This is a genomic window from Paracoccus aerius (genome assembly GCF_014656455.1).
Taxonomy (GTDB): domain Bacteria; phylum Pseudomonadota; class Alphaproteobacteria; order Rhodobacterales; family Rhodobacteraceae; genus Paracoccus; species Paracoccus aerius.
The window spans coordinates 143,870-168,130 of record NZ_BNCL01000002.1 but is presented as its reverse complement, the minus strand read 5'-3'; the positions used below and the strand labels follow the sequence as shown (position 1 = coordinate 168,130).

The 24,261-nt window shown below is 66.3% G+C and carries 24 protein-coding genes; 4 read left to right on the top strand and 20 right to left on the bottom strand.

Annotated features, from left to right (window positions below; translation table 11 throughout):
• Nucleotides 1-4: 4 nt before the first annotated feature.
• The 8 genes from IE224_RS03000 to mutM all read right to left on the bottom strand — a co-directional run bounded on the left by IE224_RS03000 (nt 5) and on the right by mutM (nt 10,189).
• On the bottom strand, nt 5-754 hold the full coding sequence (locus tag IE224_RS03000; RefSeq protein ID WP_191307973.1) for an outer membrane protein: 750 nt from the start codon (nt 752-754) through the stop codon (nt 5-7).
• A 156-nt stretch (nt 755-910) separates the two neighbouring features.
• Complete coding sequence (gene gyrB / locus IE224_RS02995) at nt 911-3,349, bottom strand: DNA topoisomerase (ATP-hydrolyzing) subunit B (protein ID WP_191307972.1); 2,439 nt, start codon at nt 3,347-3,349, stop codon at nt 911-913.
• Nucleotides 3,350-3,443: 94 nt separating this feature from the next.
• Nucleotides 3,444-4,520: a DNA replication/repair protein RecF gene (gene recF / locus IE224_RS02990; protein ID WP_191307970.1), complete on the bottom strand. Its 1,077-nt coding sequence runs from the start codon at nt 4,518-4,520 to the stop codon at nt 3,444-3,446.
• A complete protein-coding gene (dnaN, locus tag IE224_RS02985) occupies nt 4,517-5,635 on the bottom strand; it encodes a DNA polymerase III subunit beta (RefSeq protein ID WP_167623268.1) in 1,119 nt (372 codons plus the stop codon). The genes recF and dnaN overlap by 4 nt, the downstream gene beginning before the upstream one ends.
• Before the next feature lie 473 nt (nt 5,636-6,108).
• Entirely contained in the window at nt 6,109-7,494 is a 1,386-nt protein-coding gene (dnaA, locus tag IE224_RS02980) for a chromosomal replication initiator protein DnaA (protein WP_167623267.1), read from the bottom strand.
• A gap of 564 nt (nt 7,495-8,058) precedes the next feature.
• On the bottom strand, nt 8,059-8,328 hold the full coding sequence (rpsT, locus tag IE224_RS02975; RefSeq protein WP_167623266.1) for a 30S ribosomal protein S20: 270 nt from the start codon (nt 8,326-8,328) through the stop codon (nt 8,059-8,061).
• Nucleotides 8,329-8,498: 170 nt separating this feature from the next.
• On the bottom strand, nt 8,499-9,275 hold the full coding sequence (locus IE224_RS02970; RefSeq protein ID WP_167623265.1) for an enoyl-CoA hydratase: 777 nt from the start codon (nt 9,273-9,275) through the stop codon (nt 8,499-8,501).
• A gap of 68 nt (nt 9,276-9,343) precedes the next feature.
• Nucleotides 9,344-10,189 carry a bifunctional DNA-formamidopyrimidine glycosylase/DNA-(apurinic or apyrimidinic site) lyase gene (gene mutM, locus IE224_RS02965; protein ID WP_191307968.1) on the bottom strand — a complete coding sequence of 282 codons (846 nt, stop codon included), beginning with the start codon at nt 10,187-10,189 and terminating at the stop codon, nt 9,344-9,346.
• 75 nt (nt 10,190-10,264) lie between these two features.
• On the opposite strand from mutM, the gene ubiE reads away from it, so the two are divergent.
• Nucleotides 10,265-11,011 carry a bifunctional demethylmenaquinone methyltransferase/2-methoxy-6-polyprenyl-1,4-benzoquinol methylase UbiE gene (gene ubiE, locus IE224_RS02960; protein ID WP_167623263.1) on the top strand — a complete coding sequence of 249 codons (747 nt, stop codon included), beginning with the start codon at nt 10,265-10,267 and terminating at the stop codon, nt 11,009-11,011.
• On the top strand, nt 11,011-12,549 hold the full coding sequence (ubiB, locus tag IE224_RS02955; protein ID WP_191307966.1) for a 2-polyprenylphenol 6-hydroxylase: 1,539 nt from the start codon (nt 11,011-11,013) through the stop codon (nt 12,547-12,549). The genes ubiE and ubiB overlap by 1 nt, the downstream gene beginning before the upstream one ends.
• A 112-nt stretch (nt 12,550-12,661) precedes the next feature.
• On the opposite strand, the gene IE224_RS02950 is transcribed toward ubiB, so the two are convergent.
• From IE224_RS02950 to pqqA, 12 genes are all read right to left on the bottom strand, one after another.
• Nucleotides 12,662-13,003, bottom strand: coding sequence for a hypothetical protein (locus IE224_RS02950; RefSeq protein WP_167623261.1), 342 nt, complete (start codon nt 13,001-13,003; stop codon nt 12,662-12,664).
• The gene (locus IE224_RS02945) at nt 13,000-13,620 is read right to left on the bottom strand and encodes a hypothetical protein (protein WP_229849224.1); all 621 of its coding nucleotides are present in this window, start codon (nt 13,618-13,620) and stop codon (nt 13,000-13,002) included. The genes IE224_RS02950 and IE224_RS02945 overlap by 4 nt, the downstream gene beginning before the upstream one ends.
• A gap of 85 nt (nt 13,621-13,705) precedes the next feature.
• Complete coding sequence (locus IE224_RS02940) at nt 13,706-15,028, bottom strand: ATP-binding response regulator (RefSeq protein WP_191307962.1); 1,323 nt, start codon at nt 15,026-15,028, stop codon at nt 13,706-13,708.
• A gap of 5 nt (nt 15,029-15,033) precedes the next feature.
• Nucleotides 15,034-16,197: an FIST N-terminal domain-containing protein gene (locus IE224_RS02935; RefSeq protein WP_191307960.1), complete on the bottom strand. Its 1,164-nt coding sequence runs from the start codon at nt 16,195-16,197 to the stop codon at nt 15,034-15,036.
• Complete coding sequence (locus IE224_RS02930) at nt 16,197-16,904, bottom strand: response regulator (RefSeq protein ID WP_191307958.1); 708 nt, start codon at nt 16,902-16,904, stop codon at nt 16,197-16,199. Before IE224_RS02930 ends, IE224_RS02935 begins: the two co-directional genes overlap by 1 nt.
• Before the next feature lie 109 nt (nt 16,905-17,013).
• A complete protein-coding gene (locus IE224_RS02925; RefSeq protein WP_191307956.1) occupies nt 17,014-17,574 on the bottom strand; it encodes a cysteine hydrolase family protein in 561 nt (186 codons plus the stop codon).
• 10 nt (nt 17,575-17,584) lie between these two features.
• Nucleotides 17,585-18,361: a quinoprotein dehydrogenase-associated SoxYZ-like carrier gene (locus IE224_RS02920; protein ID WP_191307954.1), complete on the bottom strand. Its 777-nt coding sequence runs from the start codon at nt 18,359-18,361 to the stop codon at nt 17,585-17,587.
• A 2-nt stretch (nt 18,362-18,363) separates the two neighbouring features.
• Nucleotides 18,364-19,500, bottom strand: coding sequence for a pyrroloquinoline quinone biosynthesis protein PqqE (pqqE, locus tag IE224_RS02915; RefSeq protein ID WP_191307952.1), 1,137 nt, complete (start codon nt 19,498-19,500; stop codon nt 18,364-18,366).
• Nucleotides 19,497-19,814 (bottom strand): pyrroloquinoline quinone biosynthesis peptide chaperone PqqD, encoded by a 318-nt coding sequence (pqqD, locus tag IE224_RS02910; protein ID WP_191307950.1) that lies wholly within the window; start codon nt 19,812-19,814, stop codon nt 19,497-19,499. The genes pqqE and pqqD overlap by 4 nt, the downstream gene beginning before the upstream one ends.
• Nucleotides 19,811-20,563 (bottom strand): pyrroloquinoline-quinone synthase PqqC, encoded by a 753-nt coding sequence (gene pqqC, locus IE224_RS02905; RefSeq protein ID WP_103172591.1) that lies wholly within the window; start codon nt 20,561-20,563, stop codon nt 19,811-19,813. The genes pqqD and pqqC overlap by 4 nt, the downstream gene beginning before the upstream one ends.
• On the bottom strand, nt 20,560-21,441 hold the full coding sequence (gene pqqB / locus IE224_RS02900) for a pyrroloquinoline quinone biosynthesis protein PqqB (RefSeq protein WP_191307948.1): 882 nt from the start codon (nt 21,439-21,441) through the stop codon (nt 20,560-20,562). The genes pqqC and pqqB overlap by 4 nt, the downstream gene beginning before the upstream one ends.
• Nucleotides 21,442-21,513: 72 nt before the next feature.
• Nucleotides 21,514-21,606 (bottom strand): pyrroloquinoline quinone precursor peptide PqqA, encoded by a 93-nt coding sequence (pqqA, locus tag IE224_RS02895; RefSeq protein ID WP_076522366.1) that lies wholly within the window; start codon nt 21,604-21,606, stop codon nt 21,514-21,516.
• 138 nt (nt 21,607-21,744) lie between these two features.
• Here pqqA and IE224_RS02890 point away from each other — a divergent pair, with 138 nt between their 5' ends.
• Both IE224_RS02890 and IE224_RS02885 read left to right on the top strand, forming a co-directional pair.
• On the top strand, nt 21,745-22,797 hold the full coding sequence (locus IE224_RS02890) for a quinoprotein relay system zinc metallohydrolase 2 (protein ID WP_191307946.1): 1,053 nt from the start codon (nt 21,745-21,747) through the stop codon (nt 22,795-22,797).
• A gap of 84 nt (nt 22,798-22,881) precedes the next feature.
• Nucleotides 22,882-24,237, top strand: a complete 1,356-nt coding sequence (locus IE224_RS02885) for an ABC transporter substrate-binding protein (protein WP_191307944.1) — start codon at nt 22,882-22,884, stop codon at nt 24,235-24,237.
• The last annotated feature ends 24 nt before the right edge of the window (nt 24,238-24,261 follow it).

Genomic DNA, 24,261 nt, shown 5'->3' with positions numbered 1-24,261 from the left:
GGTGTCAGAAGCTGAAGTTCACGCCGACCTTGACGTTGTGATGCTCGGGCGTGGCGCGCGTCACGATCGTCTGGTCGCCAGGAACATCATAGCTGACCTCGGTCTTGCCGAAGTTGCGATACTGCCATTCCGCAAAGATCGACAGGTTGTCGCGCAACTTCCGCTCGACCCCAAGACCAAGCGAGTAGCCGGTGTCGGAATAGCTTTCAGTGATGCTGTCGTCCGATCCGCCCAACTTGTAGTCGAAGTCGCCATGAACGATCCCCGCCGTCCCATAGACCAGGGTTTGCGGATCGACGCTGTAGCCCGTCTTGAACTGCAAGCCGGCGATGTAGTTGACCGAAGATTCGACATCGATGCCGACACCGTCCACGCTGACCCGGTCCGAAGCATCGATGCTGCCGCCCTCGACCCACAGTTCGGGACCGAAGACCCAGTTGCCGCGCTGCCAGCGATAGCCCGCATGAAGGCCTGCGTTCAGCCCCTTGAGGTCGACATTGCCCAGGTCGTTCGCGCGCTCGATCAAGGTTCCGCCTTCGATCAGGTCCAGCCCGATCTCATCGTCGCCGCCGAAGGCGTAGCCGATCGAACCGCCGGCATATCCTCCAGCCCAGGTGCCGACAGGCGTTGCTTCGATGACCGGGGCAGCCACCACCGGATCGGCAACAGGGGCGATATAGCCCCCGGCAAGGGCGCCCGATGTGCCTGACATCAGGCCGAGGGCGGAAATCGCCAGGAACGAGGAATGACGCATCTGATGCTCCTTCTTTCAGGAAATCCCAATCGCAGCACCGATCGCCCCGTCGAACAAGGGGTTTAGCGCAATTTGTCTGTCACGCGATCATACATCCTATACGTGTGGACCGGAACCCCGCGCCTTGAACAAAGGCGCGGCATTTCCGCAACAGCGTCAGGTGTCCAGGTTCTCGACGCTCAGCGCGTTCTGCTGGATGAACTCGCGCCGTGGTTCGACCACGTCGCCCATCAGCTTGGTGAACAGATCCTCGGCCTCGGCCACGTCCTCGACCCGGACCTGCAGCATGGTGCGCGCGACCGGATCAAGCGTGGTTTCCCACAACTGCTCGGGGTTCATCTCGCCCAGGCCCTTGTAGCGTTGCAGCGACAGGCCCTTTTCGCCTTCCAGGAAGATCGCCTGCAGCAGCCCCAGCGGCCCGAAGATCGGCTGGTCGCGGTCCTTGCGCACCAGGCGGGCGGGCTGGCCATAGATGTCCTGCAGGGCCTGCGTCATCTCGCCCAGGCGGCGGCTTTCGGCGCTGCGCAGCATCTGCCCGTCCAGGGTCCGGCTTTCCTCGACCCCGCGCAGGGTGCGCGTCAGGCGGATCCCTGCATCCTGTGTGGGACGGCCAGTCCAGCCGCGTTCGTATTCCTCGGCGATAAGGTCCAGCCGGGCGGCCACCGCATCGGCTGCGCCTTGCGCGTCCTGATCGACGCGACCCGGCAGCAGGGCACCGGCGATGGCTGCCTGCTCGGTGACATGGGGCGGATAATGCGTGGGATAGGCGCGCAGCAGGCGACGGGCGATCCGCGCCTCGCCGACAACGCGGGCCAGGTCGGCGCCCACGATTTCTTCACCCGAACCAAGCTTCAGCGCCGCGCCCTCGACCCCCTGCTGGATCAGGTAATCCTCGAGCGCGGCTTCGTCCTTGAGGTAAACTTCGGACCGGCCGCGCGACACCTTATACAGCGGCGGCTGCGCGATATACAGGTGGCCCGCGTCGATCAGTTCCGGCATCTGCCGGAAGAAGAAGGTCAGCAGCAGCGTGCGGATATGCGCGCCGTCGACGTCGGCATCGGTCATGATGACGATCTTGTGGTAGCGCAGCTTGTTCAGGTTGAATTCGTCCCGCCCGATCCCCGTGCCAAGCGCGGTGATCAGCGTGCCGATCATTTCGGACGACAGCATCCGGTCGAATCGCGCCCGTTCCACGTTCAGGATCTTGCCTCGCAGGGGCAGCACCGCCTGGTTCTGGCGCGACCGGCCCTGCTTGGCGGACCCACCGGCCGAGTCACCCTCGACGATGAACAGTTCCGACAGCGCCGGATCCTTTTCCTGGCAATCGGCCAGCTTGCCGGGCAGCGAGGCCACGTCCATCGCCGTCTTGCGGCGCGTCAGTTCGCGGGCCTTGCGGGCGGCTTCGCGGGCCAGGGCGGCCTCGATGATCTTGCCGACGATGGACTTGGCCTCGGTCGGGTTTTCCTCGAACCACTCGGCCAGCTTTTCGCCCACCAGGTTCTCGACCGCCGGGCGCACCTCGCTGGAGACCAGCTTGTCCTTGGTCTGGCTGGAGAACTTGGGATCGGGCACCTTCACGGACAGCACGCAGGTCAGGCCTTCGCGCGCGTCGTCGCCGGTGAAGTCCACCTTTTCCCGTTTCGCGATGCCGCTGTCCTGAGCGTATTTGCCGATCACGCGCGTCAACGCGCCGCGGAAGCCCGCCAGATGCGTGCCGCCGTCGCGCTGAGGAATGTTGTTGGTGAAGGGCAGCACGGTTTCGTGGTAGCTGTCGTTCCACCACATCGCGACCTCGACCCCGATGCCGTTGCGCTCGCCGGCCATGAAGATCGGCTCGGGCATGACGGCGGTCTTGGAGCGGTCGAGGAACTTCACGAATTCCCGCACGCCGCCTTCGTAGAAAAGCTCGGTCTTCTGGACCTCGGCATGACGCTCGTCTTCCAGGATGATGCGGACGCCGCTGTTCAGGAAGGCCAGTTCCCGCAGACGGTTTTCCAGCGTCTTGTAGACATAATCGAGGTTGCTGAACGTGCCGGCCGGATCGTTGGTCTTGGCCGATGCCAGGAACCGCACCTCGGTGCCCTTCTCGCCCGGCGCGGCATCGCCCACCACGCGCAGATGCTCGACCGTGTCGCCATGTTCGAAGCGCGCGTAATGTTCCTTGCCGTTGCGCCACACGCGCAGTTCCAGCCAGTCCGACAGCGCGTTCACGACCGACACGCCCACCCCGTGCAACCCGCCCGAGACCTTGTAGCTGTTCTGGTCGAACTTCCCGCCCGCGTGAAGCTGGGTCATGATGACCTCGGCCGCGGAAACGCCTTCGCCGGCATGGATGTCGGTGGGAATGCCGCGGCCGTTGTCCCGGACCGAGACGCTGCTGTCGGCGTGGATTTTCACCTTCACATAATCAGCATGGCCGGCCAAAGCCTCGTCGATGCCGTTGTCGACGACCTCGTAGACCATGTGATGCAGGCCCGACCCGTCATCGGTATCGCCGATATACATGCCGGGCCGCTTCCTGACGGCTTCCAACCCTTTGAGAACCTTGATGGAATCAGCGCCGTATTCGGCGGTCTGCGGGATCGTGTCGGCCATGGGTGAAATTGTCCTGTTCCTGTGCAGCCGATATAAGCATCCGGCAGGGGAAAGTCACGGGAAAGACGGGATTTTATTGCGATTCCGGCAGGGTTCAGCCGGCAATTTCGCGGGCCGCGGACAACCCGTCCGTCTTTGCCACCCCCAACCGGCGGGCACGGGGTCCGAAGGCGTCGAAAAGTTCGGGGCCGGTCCCGGTCAGCAGGCTTTGCGCGGGCAGGCCGCAGATGCGGTCGTAAAGCGCCGCGCGCCGGTCGGCATCCAGATGGGCCGCGACCTCGTCCAGCAGCAGCACGACCGGCTGGCCAGACAGCGCGCGGGCATTGGCCAGCACCAGCGACAAGAGCAGCGCTTTCTGTTCCCCGGTCGAGGACAGCGCGGCAGGCATGTCCTGCGGTCCCCAATGCGCGCCCAGGTCGGCGCGGTGCGGCCCGGACAGGCTGCGGCCCGCCGCCATGTCGCGCGAACGCATGGCGGACAGGCGATCGGCGATGCTGTCGGGGTCGGGGTCGTTGGCCTGACCTTCGCCCGGCAGCAGCAGCAGGGTCGCGGCGGGAAAATCGCCATCGTCCTGCGCGGCCATGATCGCCGTCAGTGCCCCTTGGCGATTGCGGGTCAGGGCCGCGCCCGCATCGCCCATCTGGGCTTCCAACGCACGATACCAGCCCGGATCCGCGATCTGGTCCTTCAGCAGGCGGTTGCGTTCGCGCATCGCTTTGTCATAGGTCAGCGCCAGATCCGCATGGTCGGGAAACAGCGACAGCGTCACGCGGTCCAGAAAGCGCCGCCGCGCCTCGGGCGGGTCGGACCACAGCCGGTCCATCGCGGGAACCAGCCAGATGATGCGCAGCAGGCGGCCAAGCGCGGTCTGCGCCACCGGCTTGTCGTCGATTGCAACGCCGCGCGGCTGGCCGGGCGGTGCCTGCGTTTCAATGGCGTGATCGCCCAGGGCCGCGTGGATCCGCCAGCCCGCGCCGGGGCCCTGCCGCGCCTGTTCGGGGGCAGGGGCCGCGCGCAAGCCGCGGCCGGGGGCCAGCATGGACACGGCTTCCAGAATATTCGTCTTGCCCGATCCGTTCGGGCCAAAGATCGCCAGCGGCTGATCGTTCAGGTCCAGGTCAAGCCGGGACCATGACCGGAACTGCGCCAGCGAAACCTGCCTCAGCGTCACACGCGCATCGGCATGACGACATAAACCGCGCTCTGGTCCCCGCCTTCGCGGATCAGCGCGGCATCGCCCGAGCCGTTGAACATGAACACCGCATTGTCGCGATCCACCTGGCTGGCGATTTCCTGCAGGTACTTGGCGTTGAAGCCGATCTCCAGCGGGTCATCGGCATAGGCCACGATCAGTTCCTCCTCGGCCGCGCCCGCATCGGGGGCATTGACCGACAGGATCAGCCGGTCCTGGTCAAGGGCCAGCTTGACCGCGCGCGACCGTTCGCTGCTGACCGTCGCCACCCTGTCCACCGCGCGGGCAAAGTCGGTCGCATCGACCTCCAGCTTGCGGCTGTTGTTCAGGGGGATCACGCGCGAGTAATCGGGGAATGTCCCGTCGATCACCTTCGAGGTCAGCGTCAGCGTGGGCGTGGCGAAGCGCACCTTGGTCTCGCTGACCGACACCGCGATATCGGTATCGTCGTCGTCCAGCAGCTTGCGCAATTCGGCCACGGTCTTGCGCGGCACGATCACGCCCGGCATTTCGTCCGCGCCCACCGGCAGGGGCGCGTCGATCCGCGCCAGGCGGTGCCCGTCGGTCGCCACGCAGCGCAGCATCGGCTGGCCGTCAACCTGGGCCACATGCATGTAGACGCCGTTCAGGTAATAGCGCGTTTCCTCGGTCGATATCGCGAACTTGGCCTTGTCGAACAGCCGGCGCAGCATGTCGGCCTTGGCCTTGAAATTGGCGCTGTATTCGGACGACGCCATGACGGGGAAATCCTCGCGCGGCAGCGTGGCCAGGCTGAAGCTGGACCGCCCCGCCTGCACCGACAGCCGTCCGGCCGCATCGTCGCTGCTGATCTGCACCAGGGCGCCGTCCGGCAGCTTGCGCGCGATCTCGTTCAGCATGACCGCGCTGACGGTGGTGGCGCCGGGGCGTTCCACCTGGGCAGGGGCTTGATCCACGACCTCGGTGTCCAGGTCGGTGGCCCGGAAGCTGACGCCGTCGGGCGTGGCCTCGATCAGGACGTTTGCCAGGATCGGGATGGTGTTGCGACGTTCCACAACCGACTGGGCCTGAGAGACGGCCTTGACCAGAACCGCGCGCTCGATCGAGAATTTCATCGCATTTCCCTGTGCCTGTGGCCATCCCGGCCCGTAAACGGACCTGATTTGTAACCAGCCCTGCGGATGCTCACAAGGGTTTCGTCATTCTGAATTGTGTAACCCCGAGATGATTCCCGGGGTTACATATCGGTTTCTGTCCTGTAGGATGGCTTTGTCTATCGACGAACCTTCAAAAGGTTGCCCCGTAACGTTGGCGCGTTGCGGGGCGTTCTTTGACTTCGGCAGCGAAGTCATAGCGTCTCGCCATCAGCATCAGGTCAACGACCCAATGCCGCGACCGCGACGAAAAGCTGCGCGATCATCAGGATCAGCATGGCGTCTTCATACGTCATTGCCTCTCCTTTCTGCATGCATCTCGGGTTTCTAAGCTTACTGCCCGGCCAAGACCTTGAGAGGCTGCGTCACCGGCCGATAAGCTGCCGACACCTCAAAGTATCTAGCCCTGCGGATGCTCACAAGCGTTTCCTGTGTCAGGCTTCCAGCAGGCGCTTCAGCAGGGCGACATCCTCGGCCAGAGCGTGATCCTCGGTCACCAGCTCCTCGACCTTGCGGATGCCGTGCATGATCGTGGTGTGGTCGCGCCCGCCGAAGCGGCGGCCGATTTCCGGCAGGCTGCGGCTGGTCAGCTGCTTGGACAGATACATGGCGATCTGGCGCGGACGGGCGACGTTTCGGGCGCGCTTGGGGCCCACCATGTCGGCCAGGCGGATGTTGTAGTGTTCGGCAACCTTGCGCTGGATGTCGTCGATGGAGATCTTGCGGTCGTTGGTGCGCAGGATGTCGGCCAGGCATTCCTGCGCGACTTCCAGCGTGATCTCGCGGCGCAGAAGGCTGGCATGAGCGAACAGGCGCTGCAGCGCGCCTTCCAGCACGCGGACGTTGGTGGTGATACGGTGCGCCAGGAATTCCAGCACGCCCGCGCCGATCTCCAGGTCAGGCTGCTGGGTGCGGAACACCTCGGTCTTGGATTGCAGGATGCCCAGGCGCAGTTCGTAGGTCGTGGGATGCACGTCCACGATCAGGCCCGAAGACAGGCGCGACTTGATGCGTTCCTCGAGGCCCTTGATCTCGGCAGGCGCCCGGTCGGCGGAAATGACGATCTGCTTGCCCTGATCGACCAGGGCATTGAAGGTATGAAAGAATTCTTCCTGCGTGCTGTCCTTGCCGGCGATGAACTGCACGTCGTCGACCATCAGCATGTTCACGTTGCGGAACATGCCCTTGAAATCCATGATCGTGCTTTCGCGCAGCGCCTGGACGAAGCGGTACATGAACTGTTCGGCAGAGAGATACAGCACCTGCGCCATCGGGTGGCGGCGGTGATATTCATGGGCGATGGCGTGCATCAGGTGGGTCTTGCCCAGGCCCACGCCGCCATACAGGAACAGCGGGTTGAAGCCAACGGGACCGCCCTCGGCCACGCGGCGCGCGGCGGCATGGGCCAGTTCGTTGGGCTTGCCCACGACGAAATTGCCAAAGGTATAGCGGGGATCCAACGGGGCGCCCAGGTCGGTGCGACCCACGCGGGCCGTGGCCGGGGCTGCGGCCGATGCCACGGGTCGGGCCGGCTTTGCCGGGGCGGCAGGGGCTGCGGCGCGGGCACGGCCGGGGGCGGTCTGCGGCACCACCTCGAAGCGCAGGCGTTCTACGGGGGCGCCGTGGCGGCTGAGTTCGCCCAGGATGTCCTTGGCGAAATGGCGGTTCACCCAGTCCGAGATGAAGCGCGTGGGGCTGGCGAAATGGGCGATGCCCTCGTCCACGCCCGTCAGGCGCAGGGGCTTGATCCAGTGGTTGAAGTTGTTCGGCCCCACGCTTGTCTCAAGCGCGGCGCATGCCTGTCCCCAGATCTCGTCCATGGTCTTGCCCTATCTATCCTGTCCCCAGCCTTCGCCGGACCTTCCGGCGAAACAGGATCCGCGACGCGCATCGGAACGGCGGAACTGCGGCAACACCCCACCCTGCGGCCCCAGCGGGCCGCCTGACGGGGCTTTCGCCCAAGATCCCATCCAAGACACGGGCATCCGCGCAGCCGGTGGCAGCCGTCTGCAAGAAACCCGAGGGCCATGAAAAAGGCGCCTGTTGCCTTCTGGCCCGACCGGTTCTGCGAGCCCTTTCGGATTCGCGGGCAACCGGCCCGTCCCCCAACGCTGCGACGTGAATCGCCCCATGACGTTAGCAATGGCGCGGCGGCTGCTGCAACCGAACTATCTGCTTGACAGAAGCTTTGCCCAAACGAATCTGGCAAGGCCTTTGACTCATAAGGAAAGAATCCTGAACGCCTTGATATGTAGGCATTTTTGCAACATTTGCAGATGCAGAAACAAAAAACGGGCGCGGATTTTCATCCCCGCCCGAGCATCATTTGGGACCCCGCAGGACCCGCGATTCCAGCAAGATCCGGGCCGGATCCGGCCCTGGAATCAGACCGCGGAAAGGGCCTTCACGCGCGACGCGAGGCGCGAGATTTTCCGCGATGCAGTATTCTTGTGGACCACGCCCTTGGTCACGCCGCGCATGAGTTCGGGCTGGGCCGCCTGAAGCGCCGCCTTGGCTTCATCGGCATTGCCCGAGGCGATGGCTTCTTCCACCTTGCGCAGGAAGGTCCGGATGCGCGAGCGGCGGGCCTTGTTCACGTCGGTGCGGCGCTCGATCTGGCGGGCGCGTTTCTTGGACTGGGGCGTATTGGCCATGGGTTCTTGATCCTATCGGTCTTTCAGCGTTTCGATCGCGCAAAAGACCCAAGACCCCGCCTTCCGGAAAAGACGGTCATGATTCTTGCCTAAGCGGGCCCACGCGCATGTAAGCCGGGGCGTATAGGGCATGGCACCCGAAAAGGAAAGACCGAAAAGAACGGCTTGAATCAGCGGTCCCGGAACTGGGCTTCGCGCTTTTCCAGGAATGCGGCCATGCCTTCCTTCTGATCCTCGGTCGAGAACAGCGCCTGGAAGTTGCGCCGCTCAAACAGGATACCTTCGGTCATGCTGGTCTCATAGGCGCGGTTGACGGATTCCTTTGCCGCCTTGACCGAGATCTGGGATTTCTCGGCGATCTTGCGGGCGGCCGCCATGGCCTCGGGGATCAGCTTGGCGGCGGGGACCACGCGGCTGACCAGGCCCGACCGCTCGGCCTCGGCGGCGTCCATGAAGCGGCCGGTCAGGTGCATGTCCATGGCCTTGGACTTGCCCACGAAGCGGGTCAGGCGCTGCGTGCCGCCGATCCCCGCGATGACGCCCAGGTTGATTTCCGGCTGGCCGAACTTGGCGGTGTCGGATGCGATGATGAAGTCGCAGATCATCGCCAGCTCGCAGCCGCCGCCCAGGGCATAGCCGCTGACGGCGGCGATGATCGGCTTGCGGATGCGGGTGATGGCGTCGATCCGGGCGCCGAACAGATCCTCGTCATAGGCGTCGACAAAGGTCTTGGTCGCCATTTCCTTGATGTCGGCGCCGGCGGCGAAGGCCTTTTCGCTGCCGGTCAGCACGACGCAGCGGATCTTGTCGTTGCGGTCGGCGTCCGCCAGGGCCTGGCCCAGTTCGGTGATCAGGGCGGTGTTCAGCGCGTTCAGCGCCTCGGGGCGGTTCAGCCGGATCAGGGCGACGCTGTCCTCGATCTCGACGATGATGGTTTCATAGGCCATGGGCAGCGTCCCGTTGCAAAAGCGTTTTGCCGGACCCTATCAAACCTGCGGCGGGAAAGCCAAGCGCGCTACCGCTGGCAGCCGGGGCAGAAGAAGCTGGATCGCCCGCCCTGCACGATCCGCCGGATCGTGCCCGCGCAGCCCGGGGTGGGGCAGGGCGCGCCTTCGCGGTCATAGACGCGGAAGCTGTGCTGGAAATAGCCCAGTTCGCCGCTGGCCTGCCGGTGGTCGCGCAGGGACGACCCTCCCGCTGCGATGGCGTCCGTCAGCACGTCGCGGATATGGCCCACAAGCGCGGCGATCCGCGCGGCCCCGATGCGCCCCGCCGCCCGACGCGGGTCGATGCCCGCGCGGTGCAGCGCCTCGGAGACATAGATGTTGCCCAGGCCCGCGACGATCCGCTGGTCCAGCAGCGCCTGCTTGACCGGCACCCTGCGGCCCGCGAAGGCACCAGCCAGATAGGCGGGCGTGAAGGCCTCGTCGAAGGGTTCCGGCCCCAGGTGGTCCAGCAGCGGATGGGCCGACCCCTCGCGGATCAGATCCACCATGCCGAAACGGCGCGCATCGTTGAAGGTGATCGTGCTGCCCCCGTCCGTCACCAGCACCACATGATCGTGACGCGGCAGGATCGCCGGGTCGCGGTGGAAATCGCCCAATGACCCCCCCTGGACCAGCATCCGCCCGGACATGCCCAGATGCATCAGCAGCGTGCCGCCCCGGTCCAAGTCGGCCAGCAGGTACTTCGACCGGCGCCGCAGGGCGGTGACCGTGGCGCCCGTCAGGACCTGCACAAGATCCACCGGCATCGGCCATCGCAGGTCGGGGCGGCGAACCTCGGCGCGCGCAATGCGTTGTCCTTCCAGGTGCGGCAACAGGCCGCGGCGGACGGTTTCGACTTCGGGCAGTTCTGGCAATCTGGTCCCTTTCGATCCATTGTGCGCCGCGCGGGCCGGGCTTATCTGGCGATGAAACAGCGGATCGGCAAGCGGATGAGCGACAAGAAGCAGACCCATTTCGGTTTCCGGACCGTGGACGAAGATGCCAAGGCCAGCATGGTCCACGGCGTCTTTTCCAGCGTCGCGTCGCGCTACGACTTGATGAACGACCTGATGAGCGCGGGCATCCACCGCGTCTGGAAGAACGCCATGATGGACTGGCTGGCCCCGCGCGACGGCCAGCACCTGCTGGACGTGGCGGGCGGCACGGGCGACGTGGCCTTCCGCTTCCTGGATCGCGCGCCGGGTGGGCGCGTCACCGTCTGCGACATGACCGAATCCATGCTGGTCGAAGGGCGAAAGCGCGCCGACGCGGTGGAAAAGGGCGACCGGCTGGCCTGGGTCACGGGCGATGCGATGGCGCTGCCCTTTGCCGATGCCAGCTTCGACCGCTACACGATCAGCTTCGGCATCCGCAACGTCACCCGCATCCCCGACGCCCTGGCCGAGGCTTACCGGGTCCTGAAACCCGGCGGGCGGCTGATGGTGCTGGAGTTCAGCCAGATCCCGGTGCCCGCGATGCAATGGGCCTACGACCGTTATTCCTTCAATGTCATCCCGGCGATGGGCCAGGCGGTGACGGGTGATCGCGACAGTTATCAATACCTGGTCGAATCGATCCGCAAGTTCCCCGACCAGGACACCTTCGCCGACATGATCCGGGCGGCGGGCTTCGGGCGCGTGCAGTATCGCAACCTGTCGATGGGCATTGCGGCGCTGCATTCCGGCTGGAAGCTGTAATGCGGGGTCCGCACAATCTTTTGCGCCTGATCCGCACGGGCGCCACGTTCGAGCGCACGGGCGCCATGAGCGCGGTGCTGGACGCGGTCGAGGCGCCGCCGCGCCTGCGCATCGCCGCCCGCGTGCTGGGCTGGCCCTTCCGCTGGCTGGGCTACAAGGGCGACCCGAACCTGCCGCCGATCACCCGCGCAATCACCGCGCTTGGACCGGCCTACATCAAGTTCGGACAGATCCTGTCGACCCGGGCCGATGTCGTGGGCATCGGGATGGCCAACCAGTTGCGGATGCTGCAGGACCGCTTGCCAGCCTTCCCGGCCGAGACGGCCAAGGAGATCATCCAGGCCGACCTGCGCCAGCCGGTGGATCTTCTGTTTTCCGAATTCTCGGAACCCGTGGCGGCGGCGTCCATCGCCCAGGTCCACCGTGCACGGGTCCGCGCCACCGGGCGCGAGGTCGCCGTCAAGGTGCTGCGCCCCGGCATCGGCGCGGCCTTCCGCCGCGATATCGACGCCTTCCACTTTGCCGCCGGGATCATCGAGATGCTGTCGCCGGGCAGCCGCCGCCTTCGCCCGCGCGAGGTGGTGCACCACTTCGAGGCGACTGTCACCGCCGAACAGGACATGCGGCTGGAAGCCGCCAACGCGTCCGAGTTCGCGGAAAACACCAAGGGCGATGCAGGCTTTTCCATTCCGCAGCCATTGTGGCACCTGTCCTCGCGCCGGGTGCTGACCTCGGACTGGGTGGAAGGGCTGCCGATGGGCGACCGGGCCGCCTTGGTGGCGGCGGGGCACGACACCGGCCGCATCGCCGCCCGGGTGATCCAGCTTTTCCTGCAGCACGCCCTGCGCGACGGCTTCTTCCATGCCGACATGCATCACGGCAACCTGAAGGTCGGGGCGAATGGCGACGTGCTGGCCTATGACTTCGGCATCATGGGCGAGATCGACGAATATACCCGCCGCATCTATGCCGAGATCCTCTATGGCTTCATCCAGCGGGACTACCGCCGCGTCGCCCGCGTCCATTTCGAGGCAGGCTATGTCCCCCGCGACCGCGACGAGGCGCAGTTCGCCCGCGCCCTGCGCGCCGTGGGCGAGCCGATCTTCGGGGTCAATGCCAGCCAGATCTCGATGGCGAACCTGCTGGCCTATCTGTTCGAGGTGACCGAACGCTTCGGGATGCAGACCCAGACCCAGCTGATCCTGCTGCAGCGCACCATGGTCGTGGTCGAGGGCGTGGCCCGGTCGGTCGATCCGAACCTGAACATCTGGGACGCGGCAAAGCCCGTTGTGTCAGACTACATCCGGTCGAATATCGGGCCCAAGGCGCTGGCTGGCGACATGGCCCGCGTGGCCCAGACCGTGGGACGCTATGGCCCGCTGCTGCCGCGCATCGTGGAACAGGCGCTGTGGGAACGCGCCCATCCCGAAGATGCGCGGCCGGCCCAGCCGGTCTTTATCAGGCGCGGCGCGCCGGGCTGGCTGACGGTCGTGCTGGCGCTTGGCGCCGGGGCCGCGCTTGGGATGTCGCTGGTCTGACGCCTTGTCGTCCAAGGCGCCCGGCCCGGCGTCCGCCCGCCAAGATGGGCCGATTGGCCGGATGGGGCAGGGCGTCACGCGCCCCGCTCGCGCCTGCCCCCCTTTGCCGGCGTCAGAAGCACAGGATCTCGGCTTCGGCCTCGGCGCGTTTCAACTGGGCCACGATCTCGGTCATCTGGGCCATGCTCTTGAACATGCCGGCCCGTTCGCCGTTCATCTGCTGCATCCGCAGAACGGTCTCTGCCTCGACATATTGCTCGAACGGCAGGACTTCGGCGATCTGGTCGATCGAGCAGGAACAGCGGTCCAGCATGTCCCGGGTCTGGCCGTTGCTGGCCATGCAGGCAAAGACATATTCGGCCCGCGCATTGGTCGGATAATCGTTGACCGCCTGCGCATGGACCGGCGCCCCCGCAACCAGGGCCGCCGCTACGCCGATCAAGACCCCCCTCATTGCAGCGTCATCCTGTTCAGATAGCCGGGTTCCGCCCCTTGGGTTTCCGCCCGGAATTCGCGGATGGGCTGCTTGGGATCGCCCAGCACGAAGGTCAGCGTCAGCGTCTGGAACCCGCCCATCCGCGCGCCGTTCGGGTCGTCGGCAAAGGGCGTGAAGCTGGCGACCGACTGCTGGCCCTGCTGGGTGATCTGGCCGCCGCGGAACAAGGCGTCCTTGATGCGGTTGCGGATATAGAAGGGGCTTCCTCCGGTCAGGCCGGCCATGTCGCGGGCCGTCTGTTCCAGGAAGAAGGTCAGCACCGGATCCCCGCCCGAGATGGGGAACGGCCCGATCTGCCGGGTGCGTCGGTCGGTCTTCTGGGTCAGTTGAAGAACCGGCTGCTGGTCTGACGGATCGATCGTTTCCGCCAAGGTGACGCTGCCGTTGTCGATGGGCAGGAAGCCGGGCTGTTCCGGTCCCTCGACATGGACCGTCCAGCGAAGTTCCTTTCCGTCCAGCGACCAGGGGCCGCGTTCGGCGAAGACCGCGTCCCCCGCCTCGCCGGCATGGGCATGGCCCGCGCCCAAAATCGACAGGCCCAGCCACAAAGCCGCGGCAATGGCTTTTCTCATCATGTTCCTCCCACTCCAGGGGTCAGAGTTGCGCCGCCCGCGGCCAAGGACAAGCCCGCCCCCCGGTGCATCGGCCTTTGGTCGCAGATCATGCCAGAATCCCGCCCAGCATCTCGGCCAACTCGGTTGGGCGCACGGGCTTTTCCATCAGATGCACCTGCATGGCCGCGCAACTGCGGGCGATCTGGGGATCGCGATGGGCGGTGATCATCACTGCGGGGATCGGCTGCCCCGCCCCTTGCCGCAGGGCCGCGATGGCGTGAACGCCAGTATCGCCGTTCTCCAGGTGGTAGTCGGCCAGGATCACGTCGGGCGGATCGTCGCCCATCGTCGCCAAGGCCTCGGCCGTGCCGCCGGCAAGGCGGGCCACCATGCCTAGCCGGTCGCGCAGGATCATTTCGTATCCCCGGCGCATCCCCTGGTCATTCTCGACCACCAGGGCCACGCGTCCGCGCAAAGGCAGAAGCGAGTTTTCGGGCCGGGGCGGCGCACCGACCTGTTCCTGGTCCACGACGGGCAGGCCCACACGGAAGACGGTGCCGCGCATGGCCTCGGAATCAAGGCGGATCGGGTGGTTCAGCTTGGCGCAGGCGCGGCGCACGATCGACAGGCCCAGCCCCATGCCAGGAGTGGCGGTGTCGTGGGACAGCCGCTGGAACTCATCGAAGATGCGATTGCGGTCCACCGCCGGGATGCCGACGCCGGTGTCGTAGACGCATAGCCAGCACATCCCGCCCCGCTTGCGCGCACCCACCACCACGCCGCCGCGATGGGTGTACTTGATCGCGTTCGAGACGAGGTTCTGAGCGATGCGGCGAAGAAAGACCGGGTCGCTTTCGACCACGGCATCGGTCGGCACAAAGGACAACCGCAGCCCTTTGGCCTCGGCCAGGGGCGCGTATTCGATGGCCAGCCTGCGGAACAATTCGCCCAAGGGGACCGGCTGGCGGTGGAACTCGATCCGTTGGCTGTCCAGGCGCGAGATGTCCAGAACGGCGTGCATCAGTTGTTCCACCGATTCGAAGGCACCCGAAAGCCGGTCGGTCAGTTCGCGCTGCTGGTCGTCCAGTTGCGTGTCGGCAAGCGCGGACAAAAACAGCCGCGCGGCCGAAAGCGGTTGCAGCAGGTCATGGCTGGCCGCGCGCAGGAAGCGGGTCTTGGACCGGTTCGCTTCCTCGGCGCCGGCACGGGCCACGGCCAGTTCGCGGTTGCGCTGCGACAGGTCGGCCAGCGCGCGTTCCAGGTCGCGGGTGCGGACCATCACCTCTTGTTCCAGGGCCACGGCGGCCTGGAACATCGACCAGGCCGAGCCGCGCGATTCCTCAAGCCTGTCGATGCGGTCGATCAGGACCTGGTTGATGCGGGCCAGCTTTTCGACCCGCCGTTCTGGACCGTCGTCGTCACGCAGCATGGGGATCACGCGGCATCGGGCGCCGCATCGGCATTGGGCATGAAGGCCAGGCCCACGAAGGTCTGGTTCACATGCATTCCGCTGTGCTGTTCGCCATAGGTGTTGAACCCGGCCACGCGATAGCGGGTCAACAGTTCCGACATCTGGTCGCGCAGCCCTTCGCGTTCCAGGGCCAGGCGGCGCAGGATGCAGTCGAAACCCAGCACCATCAGCGGCGGTCGGGGCAGGGCGGCCAGGGCCTCGGCAAAGCCCTGCGTCATGTCCTCGGCCCGGCCAAGGGTCAGGACGGTGCCGGTGTCGATGGCCGACATCAGCGACAGGCCCCCATCCTCGGTCTGGGCACTGATGGCGCGGACATGGTGATGCCGGCCCATCCGCAGCAGCAGCGGGTGGCGGGCGAATTCGCTGGGCGTCAGGGCGTCGGTGGCGATGCCGGTCAGGCGGGCATATTCCTCGGCCGCGGGTTCGGCGTTCAGTTCCAGGATGCGGCGCTTTTCGGGGATCGCGGCGGTCACCACGACCCGGGTCGCCGTAGGGCTGAAATGGGCAAAGGTCACCTCGCTGACCGAAAGGTCGGTTTCCACCAGCAGGAAGATCGCGGCATTGGTGACGACCTGCCCGTTGGCCAGAAGCCAGGTCTGCTTGAAGGACAGCCCGTCGCCCGCCGATCCGCCCAGCGTCGGGACCGAGGGCAGGGCCGCATCGATGGTGGCCACAAGCGCGTCTTCCTGCCCCGCCAGCCCGTCCACCAGCAGCAGCCCGAACAGCGACCGCTGCGGATCGGGACCAAAGCCCGCCTGCAACCGGCGCAGCGCCGCCATCCAGTCCGACACCGGAAGCGCGTCCAGCCGCGGCAGCACCAGGGTCGAGGCCCGGAAATGCGCGGCCGGAAAGCCGATCGCCACGATGCTGCCCGAGGCATAGCCCCGCGGCCCGATCTCGCCCGCCGAGGAACAGCCGGCGATGACGCAGCCCTCGGGCAGGCCCGCGCGGAGGGCTGCGTCAAGCGCGGCCAGTTCGGAACCGTCCGCGCCGAAGACCAGGACAAGGCCCGGGTCGGCTCCGCGCAGGCCGTCCAGCAGGATCCGGCCGGGATCGGCCTCTCCGCGGTCGGCCTGCACGGCCACCGGCCCGATGGCGCCCTCCTTCGCGACCGGGCCGGTATCCATCAGCCCGCCTCGAACAGCCGGACCGTGTTGGCAAGCAGCACCGCCTGGGTGCGCCGCCGCGCGTTGATCTTGGACATGATCGCGGTGATATGGGTCTTCACCGTCGCCTCGGCGATGGACAGGTCATAGCTGATTTCCTTGTTCGCCTTGCCCTGGCAGATCAGCCGCAGGATCTTCATCTGCTGTGGGGTCAGGGTGGCGAAGCGGCGGGCCAGTTCCGCCTTGGCCTCGTCCTCGGCGCAGGCCTGGTCGGGGGCATAGCCCTCGGGCGTGACATGCTCGCCCTCCCACATGCGGCGCAGGCTGTCCACCAGGGCCTCGCGGCTCAGCGACTTGCTGATATAGCCCTGCGCCCCCGCCGCCATCGCGGCCGAGATCATGGCGCTGTCCAGGTCGGCGGAAATCATCGTGATCGGCACGTCGGGCAGTTGCCGGCGCAGGGTCACGATGCCTTCGGCGCCGCGCGCGTCGGGCAGGTTCAGGTCCAGGATCACCGCGTCGGGCGCGCCCTGTGCCTTGATCCCTTCCAGGGCCGCGCCCAGGCTTCGGGCCGTGCGGACGTTCTTGAGGCCGAAGCTGATCTTCAGCGTCAGCGCAAGTGCATCGCACATCAGCGGATGGTCATCGACAATAAGGATTTCGCGCACCTGATCGGCGCTTTGCCGTGGCGTCTGCGGCGCTTTGGCCTGCATGGCTGCGGCTGTCATGGGTCTCCTCCTCGGATGGTGCCGCGATCTCCCCTCCGCGGCAATCCATCCGAGTTTAGGCCTCTGTCCCCGCAAAGCAAGCCCGCATCTGCGACCAAGGTCGGGTGCGTCAGGCTGCCGGGGGGTTGCCGATCCAGTCCCGTGCGTCGGTCACGGTGGCATAGCCGAAGGCCAGCCCGCTCATCATCGCGGCATGGACCTGGGCCGCGGGGACGGTGGTGCCCTGGAATTCAAGGTCGCGGGTCGCGCAGGCGTCGGCGATGACCGTGGTCCTGTAGCCCAGGTCGGATGCGGCGCGGGTGGCGGCGTCGATGCACATGTGGCTCATGGCGCCGACGATCACCACGTCGGTGATGCCGTTGTCGTCCAGAATCCGCTGCAGGTCGGTGTCCTTGAAGGCGTTGACGTTGTTCTTGGTCAGCACGACCTCGTCGCCTTGGGGTGCGGCAGCGGGGTTGATGTCGGCGCCAGGGCTGCCGGGATGGAAGAAGGGGGCCGAGGCATCAGCGAATTCATGGCGCACATGGACGATCAGGTCGCCGCGTTCGCGGGCGGCATCCAGAACGGCACGCGCATTGGCGGCGGCCTGTTCCATTCCTTCCAGCGGAAACCTGCCGCCGGGGAAATAGTCGTTCTGGATATCGACGGCAATGGTGGCGCGTTTGGACATGATCGTTTCCCTATCCGTTGACGGCTTCGAAGGTCTGGTCCCAGCGGTTCCCCTCGGTATCCTCGGCCCGGACATGGATCGGCTGGCCGTTGGGCGCGTAGGCAAAGCGGAACACGGGATCCTCGCTGACCGAGATCCCGGCCTGCATGGTGAACAGCAGTTCGTCCCCCTGCCGAACCTCGAGCCGGTCGATGAAATGGGCGGGGATGTTCAGAAGCGTCACCTGGTCGCGCTGCAGCCCCGAGAAGTTCGGGTGCCGGATCATCAGCGTGCCGACCGTGCGGCCGTCCTGGCTGTCGCTTTTCCACCGCATCTGGCCCATCGTTGATTCGACCTCGGCCATGTCCTTGCCCGCGGGGGCCGAGCAGCCGCCCGAGGCCTTGACGAAGCGGCCCGCCATGACGCGGTTGCCGTTGCCCGTATCGGCGATGGCGCGGACGTCGGAATAGCTGTCCACGCGGACGCGGAACTCGAAGTCCAGCGGCATCATCGCGGGACCAAAGCTGTATTCGGCGGCCACGGGGGCGGGGTTTTCGTCGATGACCATCGTCACCGCCTGCACGGGTGGCGCATCGGCGGGCTGGGTCAGGCGGATGGGCACGATCGCTGCCTCATGCGCGCGGATGGGGGCGTCCAGATCCAGGACGGCCTCGTCCAGCGGCACCTCGGCCTCGATCCCCAGGACCGAGGCGCGCAGATCCTCCCATGTGGGGGAATTCTGCAGGGGGTTGTCCTGCGCCGCCACGGGCGTGGCCAGAAGCAGCGCGGCAAGGATGTATTCCTTCATGGCTAGTCTCCTTTCCTCATGCGGCGATAGATCAGGTCGGCGGTGTCCGCGCCGGCATCGGCTTCGGCACGCGCCACCACCTGCGGGTGCAGCGGCGACAGCGAGCAGACCGGGTCGGTCGCCCGCGCATCCCCGGCAAGGGCCATGGCCTGGCAGCGGCAGCCGCCGAAATCCACGGTCTTGCGGTCGCAGGACTGGCAGGGTTCCGGCATCCAGGCGGTGCCGCGGAAGGCGTTGAAGCTGTCAGAGTTCTGCCAGATGTCGCCCAGGTCGCGGTCGCGGACGTTTTCAAAGCGCATCCAGGTGATGGTCTGCGCGGCATGGCAGGGCAGCACGGTCCCGTCTGGCCCGACGTTCAGCCCGGTCGAGCCCCAACCGCCCATGCAGGCCTTGGGGAAGACCGCATGGTGGTCGGCGGGAACATAGTCGATGACCATGCGGCCCCGCAGCCGGACCCGCGCGTCGTTAACCACCTGCCGGGCGAATGCCGCCTGTTCCCGCGTGGGCATCAGGGCCTTGCGGTTCAGGTCAGCCCAGCCGTGGAACTGCACGGTCGCGACCTCGATCCGGCGGGCGCCAAGCGTTTCCGCCAGCTCGATCATCTCGGGCAGGCGTTCCAGGTTCTGGCGGTGGACCACGGCGTTGATGGTCAGGGGAAAGCCGATGTCCTTCACCCAGTCGGCGAAGTGCATCTTCTTGTCCCAGGATCCCGGATGGCCGCTGATCCGGTCGGCCATGTCGGGGCGGATGCCCTGCAACGAAAGCTGGACGTGATCCACGCCCGCGCGGTCCAGTTCCTCCAGCCGGTCGCGGGTGATGCCGATCCCCGATGTGATCAGGTTCACATACAGCCCCGCATCCCGCGCATGGGCCACGATCTGCGCCAGATCGCGCCGAGCGCCGGGTTCCCCGCCCGAGATATGGACCTGCAAGACGCCCAGATCGGCGGCCTGTCGGAAGACGCGGCCCCAGTCGTCGGCCGTCAGTTCCTGGGCGGCCCGGGTCAGTTCCACGGGATTCGAGCAATAGGGGCAGGCCAAGGGACAGCGATGCGTCACCTCGGCCAGCATGGCCATGGGCAGGCCGGGGGTGACGGCGTTGCCGTCCAGGTCGCGGGGTTGGTGTTGCTGGTCCTTCATGGCTGCCTCACAAAGACCATGCGGCGTTCGATCAGCCCGGTCAGGAAATCGCGCACGTCGCCCGCGATCTGGTCTTCGGGCGCATTATAACGCGCGGCAAGGGTGCTGACGATGGCCGCCATGCTGCGGCTGCCGTCCAGTTCGCCCAGGATCGCGTCGCCGATGGCATCCAGTTGCATCGCCCGTTCGGGGGCTTGCAGCACGCGGATGCCGCGCACGCGGTCATCCTGCAGCCGCACCCCGCGCGGCAGATAGGGAATGTCATGGGGACGGATCAGGGCGGCTGGCCGAATGGCGGCTGGCTGGGCGTTCATGGGGCCATTCCTTCGCCCGGCCGCCAGGCGCCCGGCGGGATGTTGCCCTCGACATAGCCGTGCCACAGTGCGTCGAGCTGCGCCCACAGCACGTCTGTCTTGAAGGTCAGGGCCGCCGCCGCGGCGTCCTGCTTTTCCTTGGTGTCGGCGTTGGTCAGCACATAATCCAGGCCGAACTTCACATCCTCGGGCGCCTCGGTCAGGCGTTTCTTGAAATAAGACAAGCTGCTGTCGTCGGCGAAATCGTAATGGGCCAGCAGGCCTTCGATCCGCTGGGCGTGGATCTTGGGCGCGAACAGTTCCGTCAGGCTGGCCGCCACCGCGTCCAGCAGAGGCATGTCGCGCACGAAGCGGACATAGGCATCCACCGCGAACCGTGTGGCGGGCATGATGCCCACGCCGCTGGCGACGTAATCCGGGTCCAGCCCCACCGCCTGTGCAAGCGCCAGCCAGCGCCGGATGCCGCCGCCTTCGGTCACGCCCCCGTCGTGGTCCTCGATCCGCTTGCGCCAGGCGCGGCGCAGGTCGGGATCCTCGACCCGGCTCATGAAGGCCGCGTCCTTCATGGGGATGCGGGACTGGTACATCCAGCGGTTGATGACCCAGGCGCGAACCTCGTCCGGGGTGCAATGGCCGCCATGCAGGCGTTCGTGGAACGGGTGGCGGTCGTGATAGCGTTGGGCGCCGATGGCGCGCAGCCGGGCCTCGAAATCCTCGCGCGATTGCGCCTGTTCCTGCACATCTTTCACAGCGTGATCTCCATTCCGTCGCGGCCGACCTGCCAGCCGCTGGCTTCCGCCTCGCGCGTCTGGGTGCTGGCCGGATCGACCAGCGGGTTGGAATTGTTCATGTGGACGAAGACCCTCTGGCCGACCGGCAGGTCGCGCATCGCGGCCATGGTTTCCACCACGGGCATGTGGCCCATGCGGCGGCCGGTCTTCTGGCCCAGGCCCATGCGGATCATCTCGTCATCCTCCCACAGCGTTCCGTCGAACATCAGCAGATCGGCACCGGCAATGCGGCCCGACAGCCAGTCCGGCAGCTTGGCGCAGCCGGGGATATACAGCGCGCGCCGCCCGTTCGCGGACAGCTCGACCCCCACCGTCGTCTCGCCGACCAATTCGGTCTCGACCATATCGCCTTCCTGATACAGCGGCACCTTGCCGGGCACTGCGAACAGGGTCGCCATCAGGCCCGGCGCGATCTCGACCCCTTGGTCCAAGGCCACCGGCTGCCGCGCCACCAGATCGGCGCGCAGGGCCGTCAGCATCGGGTTCTGGGCCAGCACCTCGTGGATCGCGGGTGTCGCGAACAGGGTGAAGGGCTGGCTTTCCCGCAGCGTCAGCAGGCCCGCCACATGGTCGATATCGCCATTCGTCAACAGCACCGATCGCAGCGGCATGTCGCGCAACCCGGTCGGATGCAGCGCGGGCGTGGCCGCCAGTTGCACCCGGATATCGGGCGAGGCATTCAGCACGGCCCAATCCTGCCCATCCGCGCTGACCGCGATCGAGCTTTGCGTCATCGCCGGGATGCGCCCGGCCCGTGCGGCATGGCAGTTGTCGCAGCCGCAGTTCCATTGCGGCAGGCCCCCGCCGGCTGCGGCACCCAGCAGAATGATCTTCATGATGTCCCTGACGAAAAGGCCCCGCCCGATCGTGTCGGACGGGGCCGTTCATGATGCCCGAGGCGTGGCGCCTCAGAACAGGACCGGTTCGTCCTCGGCCGGGGCGTACATGTTGATTTCCATGCCGCAGGCGATTTCTTTCAGGGTCGGTTTCGTCCAAGCCATGCATTTCCTCCAAATCCACGGCCGCCATCACGGCGACTGTTTGTCATGTTAGAGGAGAGACAACGCCTTTCAACACGACTAAGGTCGCAAGGTCACGAAAAGTTGGCCGTCTGGCGGATGCTTTGGGAAGTTTCGGCAATGCTTTATGCCATTTTGACCATCTGTCTTGCGGCGGATTCCCGGTCCTGCGGGACGGTGACGCCGGTCGGCCATGCTTTTGCAACCCAAGCCGACTGCAAGGCCGCCGCCCCGCGAATCGCCCGCGACTGGCTTGGCGACCAGTCCCCCTGGACCTTGGACGGCCTGGCCTGCTCGACGCTGGACGACCTTCTCATTCTGCCGGTCCAGTCTGTCGCGGACGGCGTTCATGTCCATATCGGCCAGATCGCCCAGTTCGAGGACAGCCCCGACGGCTGGATCGCCAATCTGGGCTTCGTGGTCGGGCAGGACAGCATCGCGGTGATCGACGCAGGCGCCTCGCGCCGGCAGGGCGAGGCGCTGTTTGCGGCAATCCGCCGGGTCAGCGACAAGCCGATCAGCCACCTGATCGTCACGCATATGCATCCCGACCACGCCTTCGGGGCCGAGGTCTTCCGCGAAGCGGGCGCGACGATCGTCGGGCATGAAGGCTTGGCCGACGCCTTGCAGGCGCGGGGACCGGCCTATCTGGAAAACCTGACGCAGCTTTACGGCGCCGCTGCAATGGCGGGGACGCGGATCGTCCTGCCGGATGTCGCGGTCGCGGACAGCCTGGACATTGACCTGGGTGGGCGGATCCTGACGCTGAAGGCCGTGGCCACCGCCCATAGCGACAACGACCTGACGGTGCTGGACCAGGCAACCGGCACCTTCTTCGCGGGCGATCTGGTGTTTCGCGGCCTGACGCCGATCGTGGACGGGTCGCTGCCCGGCTGGCTGGACTGGATGGCGGTGCCGCAGGCCGGGGGTCCCGTGGTTCCCGGCCACGGCCCCGTCGCCGCAAGCTGGTCCGAGGCTGTTGCGGCCCAGCGGGATTTTCTGACGACGCTGGCCGAGGAGACCCGAAAGGCGATCCGCGATGGCCTGCCGATGTCCCAGGCGGTGCCGGCCATTGTCGAGGCCCTGCAACCCTTTGCGGGCAATTGGGCTTCCTTTCCGGACTCGGCGGCGCGCAATGCCACTGCAGCCTTCAAGGAACTGGAATGGGAGTAAGGGTTTGACAGATCGCGCCTAGTCAGGCGACCATTGCAACCAAGGCTCGCACAAAGGTTGCGGGCAGATGGAAGGGGGGAGAAGGTGAAGGCAATTTTCCACACGACCGTGGCCTTGGCCGCGTTGCTGGCGGGATCTGCGCAGGCCCAGCTTGTGATCGAAAAAGGCAGCGACGACCGCATCAACTGGCAAAGCCTCGAGGATTTCGGGGCGGCCCATGCCGATATCGACGGCCAGAGCGTCACCATCCTGGGCCCCTGGCTGGGCGCGGACCAGGAGCTTTTCGCCTCGATCATCGCCTATTTCGAGGACGCGACGGGCGCGACCGTCAATTATTCCGGGTCGGACAGTTTCGAACAGCAGATCGTCATCGACAGCGAGGCCGGGTCGCCCCCCGATATCGCCGTCCTGCCGCAGCCGGGCCTGGCGGCGGAACTGGCCGCCAAGGGCCATCTGCGCGACTTGGGCGAGGAAACCGCGCAATGGGTGCGCGACAATTACGCGGCAGGCGACAGCTGGGCCGAGCTTGGCACCTATGCAGGCGCAGACGGGGCCGACAAGTTCTTCGCCTTCCCCTACAAGGCCGACGTGAAGTCGCTGGTCTGGTATGTCCCCGAAAACTTCGAGGATGCGGGCTACGAGATCCCCGAAACCTACGAGGATCTGAAGGCACTGACCGAACAGATCGCTGCCGACGGGGAAACCCCCTGGTGCATCGGCCTGGGGTCGGGCGGCGCGACCGGCTGGCCCGCGACCGACTGGGTCGAGGACCTGATGCTGCGCCTGAACAGCCCCGAGGATTACGACGCCTGGACCACCAACGCGCTGCCCTTCAACGACCCCAAGGTGGTGGCCGCCATCGAGGAGTTCGGCTGGTTCGCCAAGAACGAGGACTACGTGGCGGGCGGGCCGGCCTCGGTCTCCTCGACCGATTTCCGCGAAAGCCCGAACGGTCTCTTTGAAAGCCCGCCCGCCTGCTACATGCACCGGCAGGCCAGCTTCATCCCGTCCTTCTTCCCCGAAGACATGATGGTGGGCGAGGATTTCGACTTCTTCTATTTCCCGGCGCCGGCCGATGGCAGCCTGGGCCAGCCGGTCCTGGGCGGGGGCACGCTGTTCGCGGTCTTTTCGGAAAATCCGGTCGCCACGGCCTTTATCGAGTTCCTGAAGACGCCCGCCGCGCATGAATTGTGGATGGCGCAGTCGGGATTTACCACGCCCCATACCGGCGTGAACATGGAGGCCTATGCCGACGACACCCGCCGCAAGATGGGCCAGATCCTGCTGGATGCCACGACCTTCCGCTTTGACGGGTCCGACCTGATGCCGGGCGCCATCGGCGCGGGCGCCTTCTGGACGGCCATGGTGGATTTCGTGGGCGGCGCCTCGGCACAGGATGTCGCCGATCGCGTCCAGGAAACCTGGGCTGCGCTGAACTGACGGCCGGGCGCGGCGGATCTTCCG

What these genes read in the sequence shown, in the direction of transcription:
- IE224_RS03000 (WP_191307973.1), bottom strand. Translation starts at nt 754, where the DNA reads ATGCGTCATTCCTCGTTCCTGGCGATTTCCGCCCTCGGCCTGATGTCA.
- gyrB (WP_191307972.1), bottom strand. Translation starts at nt 3,349, where the DNA reads ATGGCCGACACGATCCCGCAGACCGCCGAATACGGCGCTGATTCCATC.
- dnaN (WP_167623268.1), bottom strand. Translation starts at nt 5,635, where the DNA reads ATGAAATTCTCGATCGAGCGCGCGGTTCTGGTCAAGGCCGTCTCTCAG.
- dnaA (WP_167623267.1), bottom strand. Translation starts at nt 7,494, where the DNA reads ATGGACGAGATCTGGGGACAGGCATGCGCCGCGCTTGAGACAAGCGTG.
- rpsT (WP_167623266.1), bottom strand. Translation starts at nt 8,328, where the DNA reads ATGGCCAATACGCCCCAGTCCAAGAAACGCGCCCGCCAGATCGAGCGC.
- IE224_RS02970 (WP_167623265.1), bottom strand. Translation starts at nt 9,275, where the DNA reads ATGGCCTATGAAACCATCATCGTCGAGATCGAGGACAGCGTCGCCCTG.
- ubiE (WP_167623263.1), top strand. Translation starts at nt 10,265, where the DNA reads ATGAGCGACAAGAAGCAGACCCATTTCGGTTTCCGGACCGTGGACGAA.
- ubiB (WP_191307966.1), top strand. Translation starts at nt 11,011, where the DNA reads ATGCGGGGTCCGCACAATCTTTTGCGCCTGATCCGCACGGGCGCCACG.
- IE224_RS02950 (WP_167623261.1), bottom strand. Translation starts at nt 13,003, where the DNA reads ATGAGGGGGGTCTTGATCGGCGTAGCGGCGGCCCTGGTTGCGGGGGCG.
- IE224_RS02945 (WP_229849224.1), bottom strand. Translation starts at nt 13,620, where the DNA reads ATGATGAGAAAAGCCATTGCCGCGGCTTTGTGGCTGGGCCTGTCGATT.
- IE224_RS02940 (WP_191307962.1), bottom strand. Translation starts at nt 15,028, where the DNA reads ATGCTGCGTGACGACGACGGTCCAGAACGGCGGGTCGAAAAGCTGGCC.
- IE224_RS02935 (WP_191307960.1), bottom strand. Translation starts at nt 16,197, where the DNA reads ATGGATACCGGCCCGGTCGCGAAGGAGGGCGCCATCGGGCCGGTGGCC.
- IE224_RS02930 (WP_191307958.1), bottom strand. Translation starts at nt 16,904, where the DNA reads ATGACAGCCGCAGCCATGCAGGCCAAAGCGCCGCAGACGCCACGGCAA.
- IE224_RS02925 (WP_191307956.1), bottom strand. Translation starts at nt 17,574, where the DNA reads ATGTCCAAACGCGCCACCATTGCCGTCGATATCCAGAACGACTATTTC.
- IE224_RS02920 (WP_191307954.1), bottom strand. Translation starts at nt 18,361, where the DNA reads ATGAAGGAATACATCCTTGCCGCGCTGCTTCTGGCCACGCCCGTGGCG.
- pqqE (WP_191307952.1), bottom strand. Translation starts at nt 19,500, where the DNA reads ATGAAGGACCAGCAACACCAACCCCGCGACCTGGACGGCAACGCCGTC.
- pqqD (WP_191307950.1), bottom strand. Translation starts at nt 19,814, where the DNA reads ATGAACGCCCAGCCAGCCGCCATTCGGCCAGCCGCCCTGATCCGTCCC.
- pqqB (WP_191307948.1), bottom strand. Translation starts at nt 21,441, where the DNA reads ATGAAGATCATTCTGCTGGGTGCCGCAGCCGGCGGGGGCCTGCCGCAA.
- pqqA (WP_076522366.1), bottom strand. Translation starts at nt 21,606, where the DNA reads ATGGCTTGGACGAAACCGACCCTGAAAGAAATCGCCTGCGGCATGGAA.
- IE224_RS02890 (WP_191307946.1), top strand. Translation starts at nt 21,745, where the DNA reads ATGCTTTATGCCATTTTGACCATCTGTCTTGCGGCGGATTCCCGGTCC.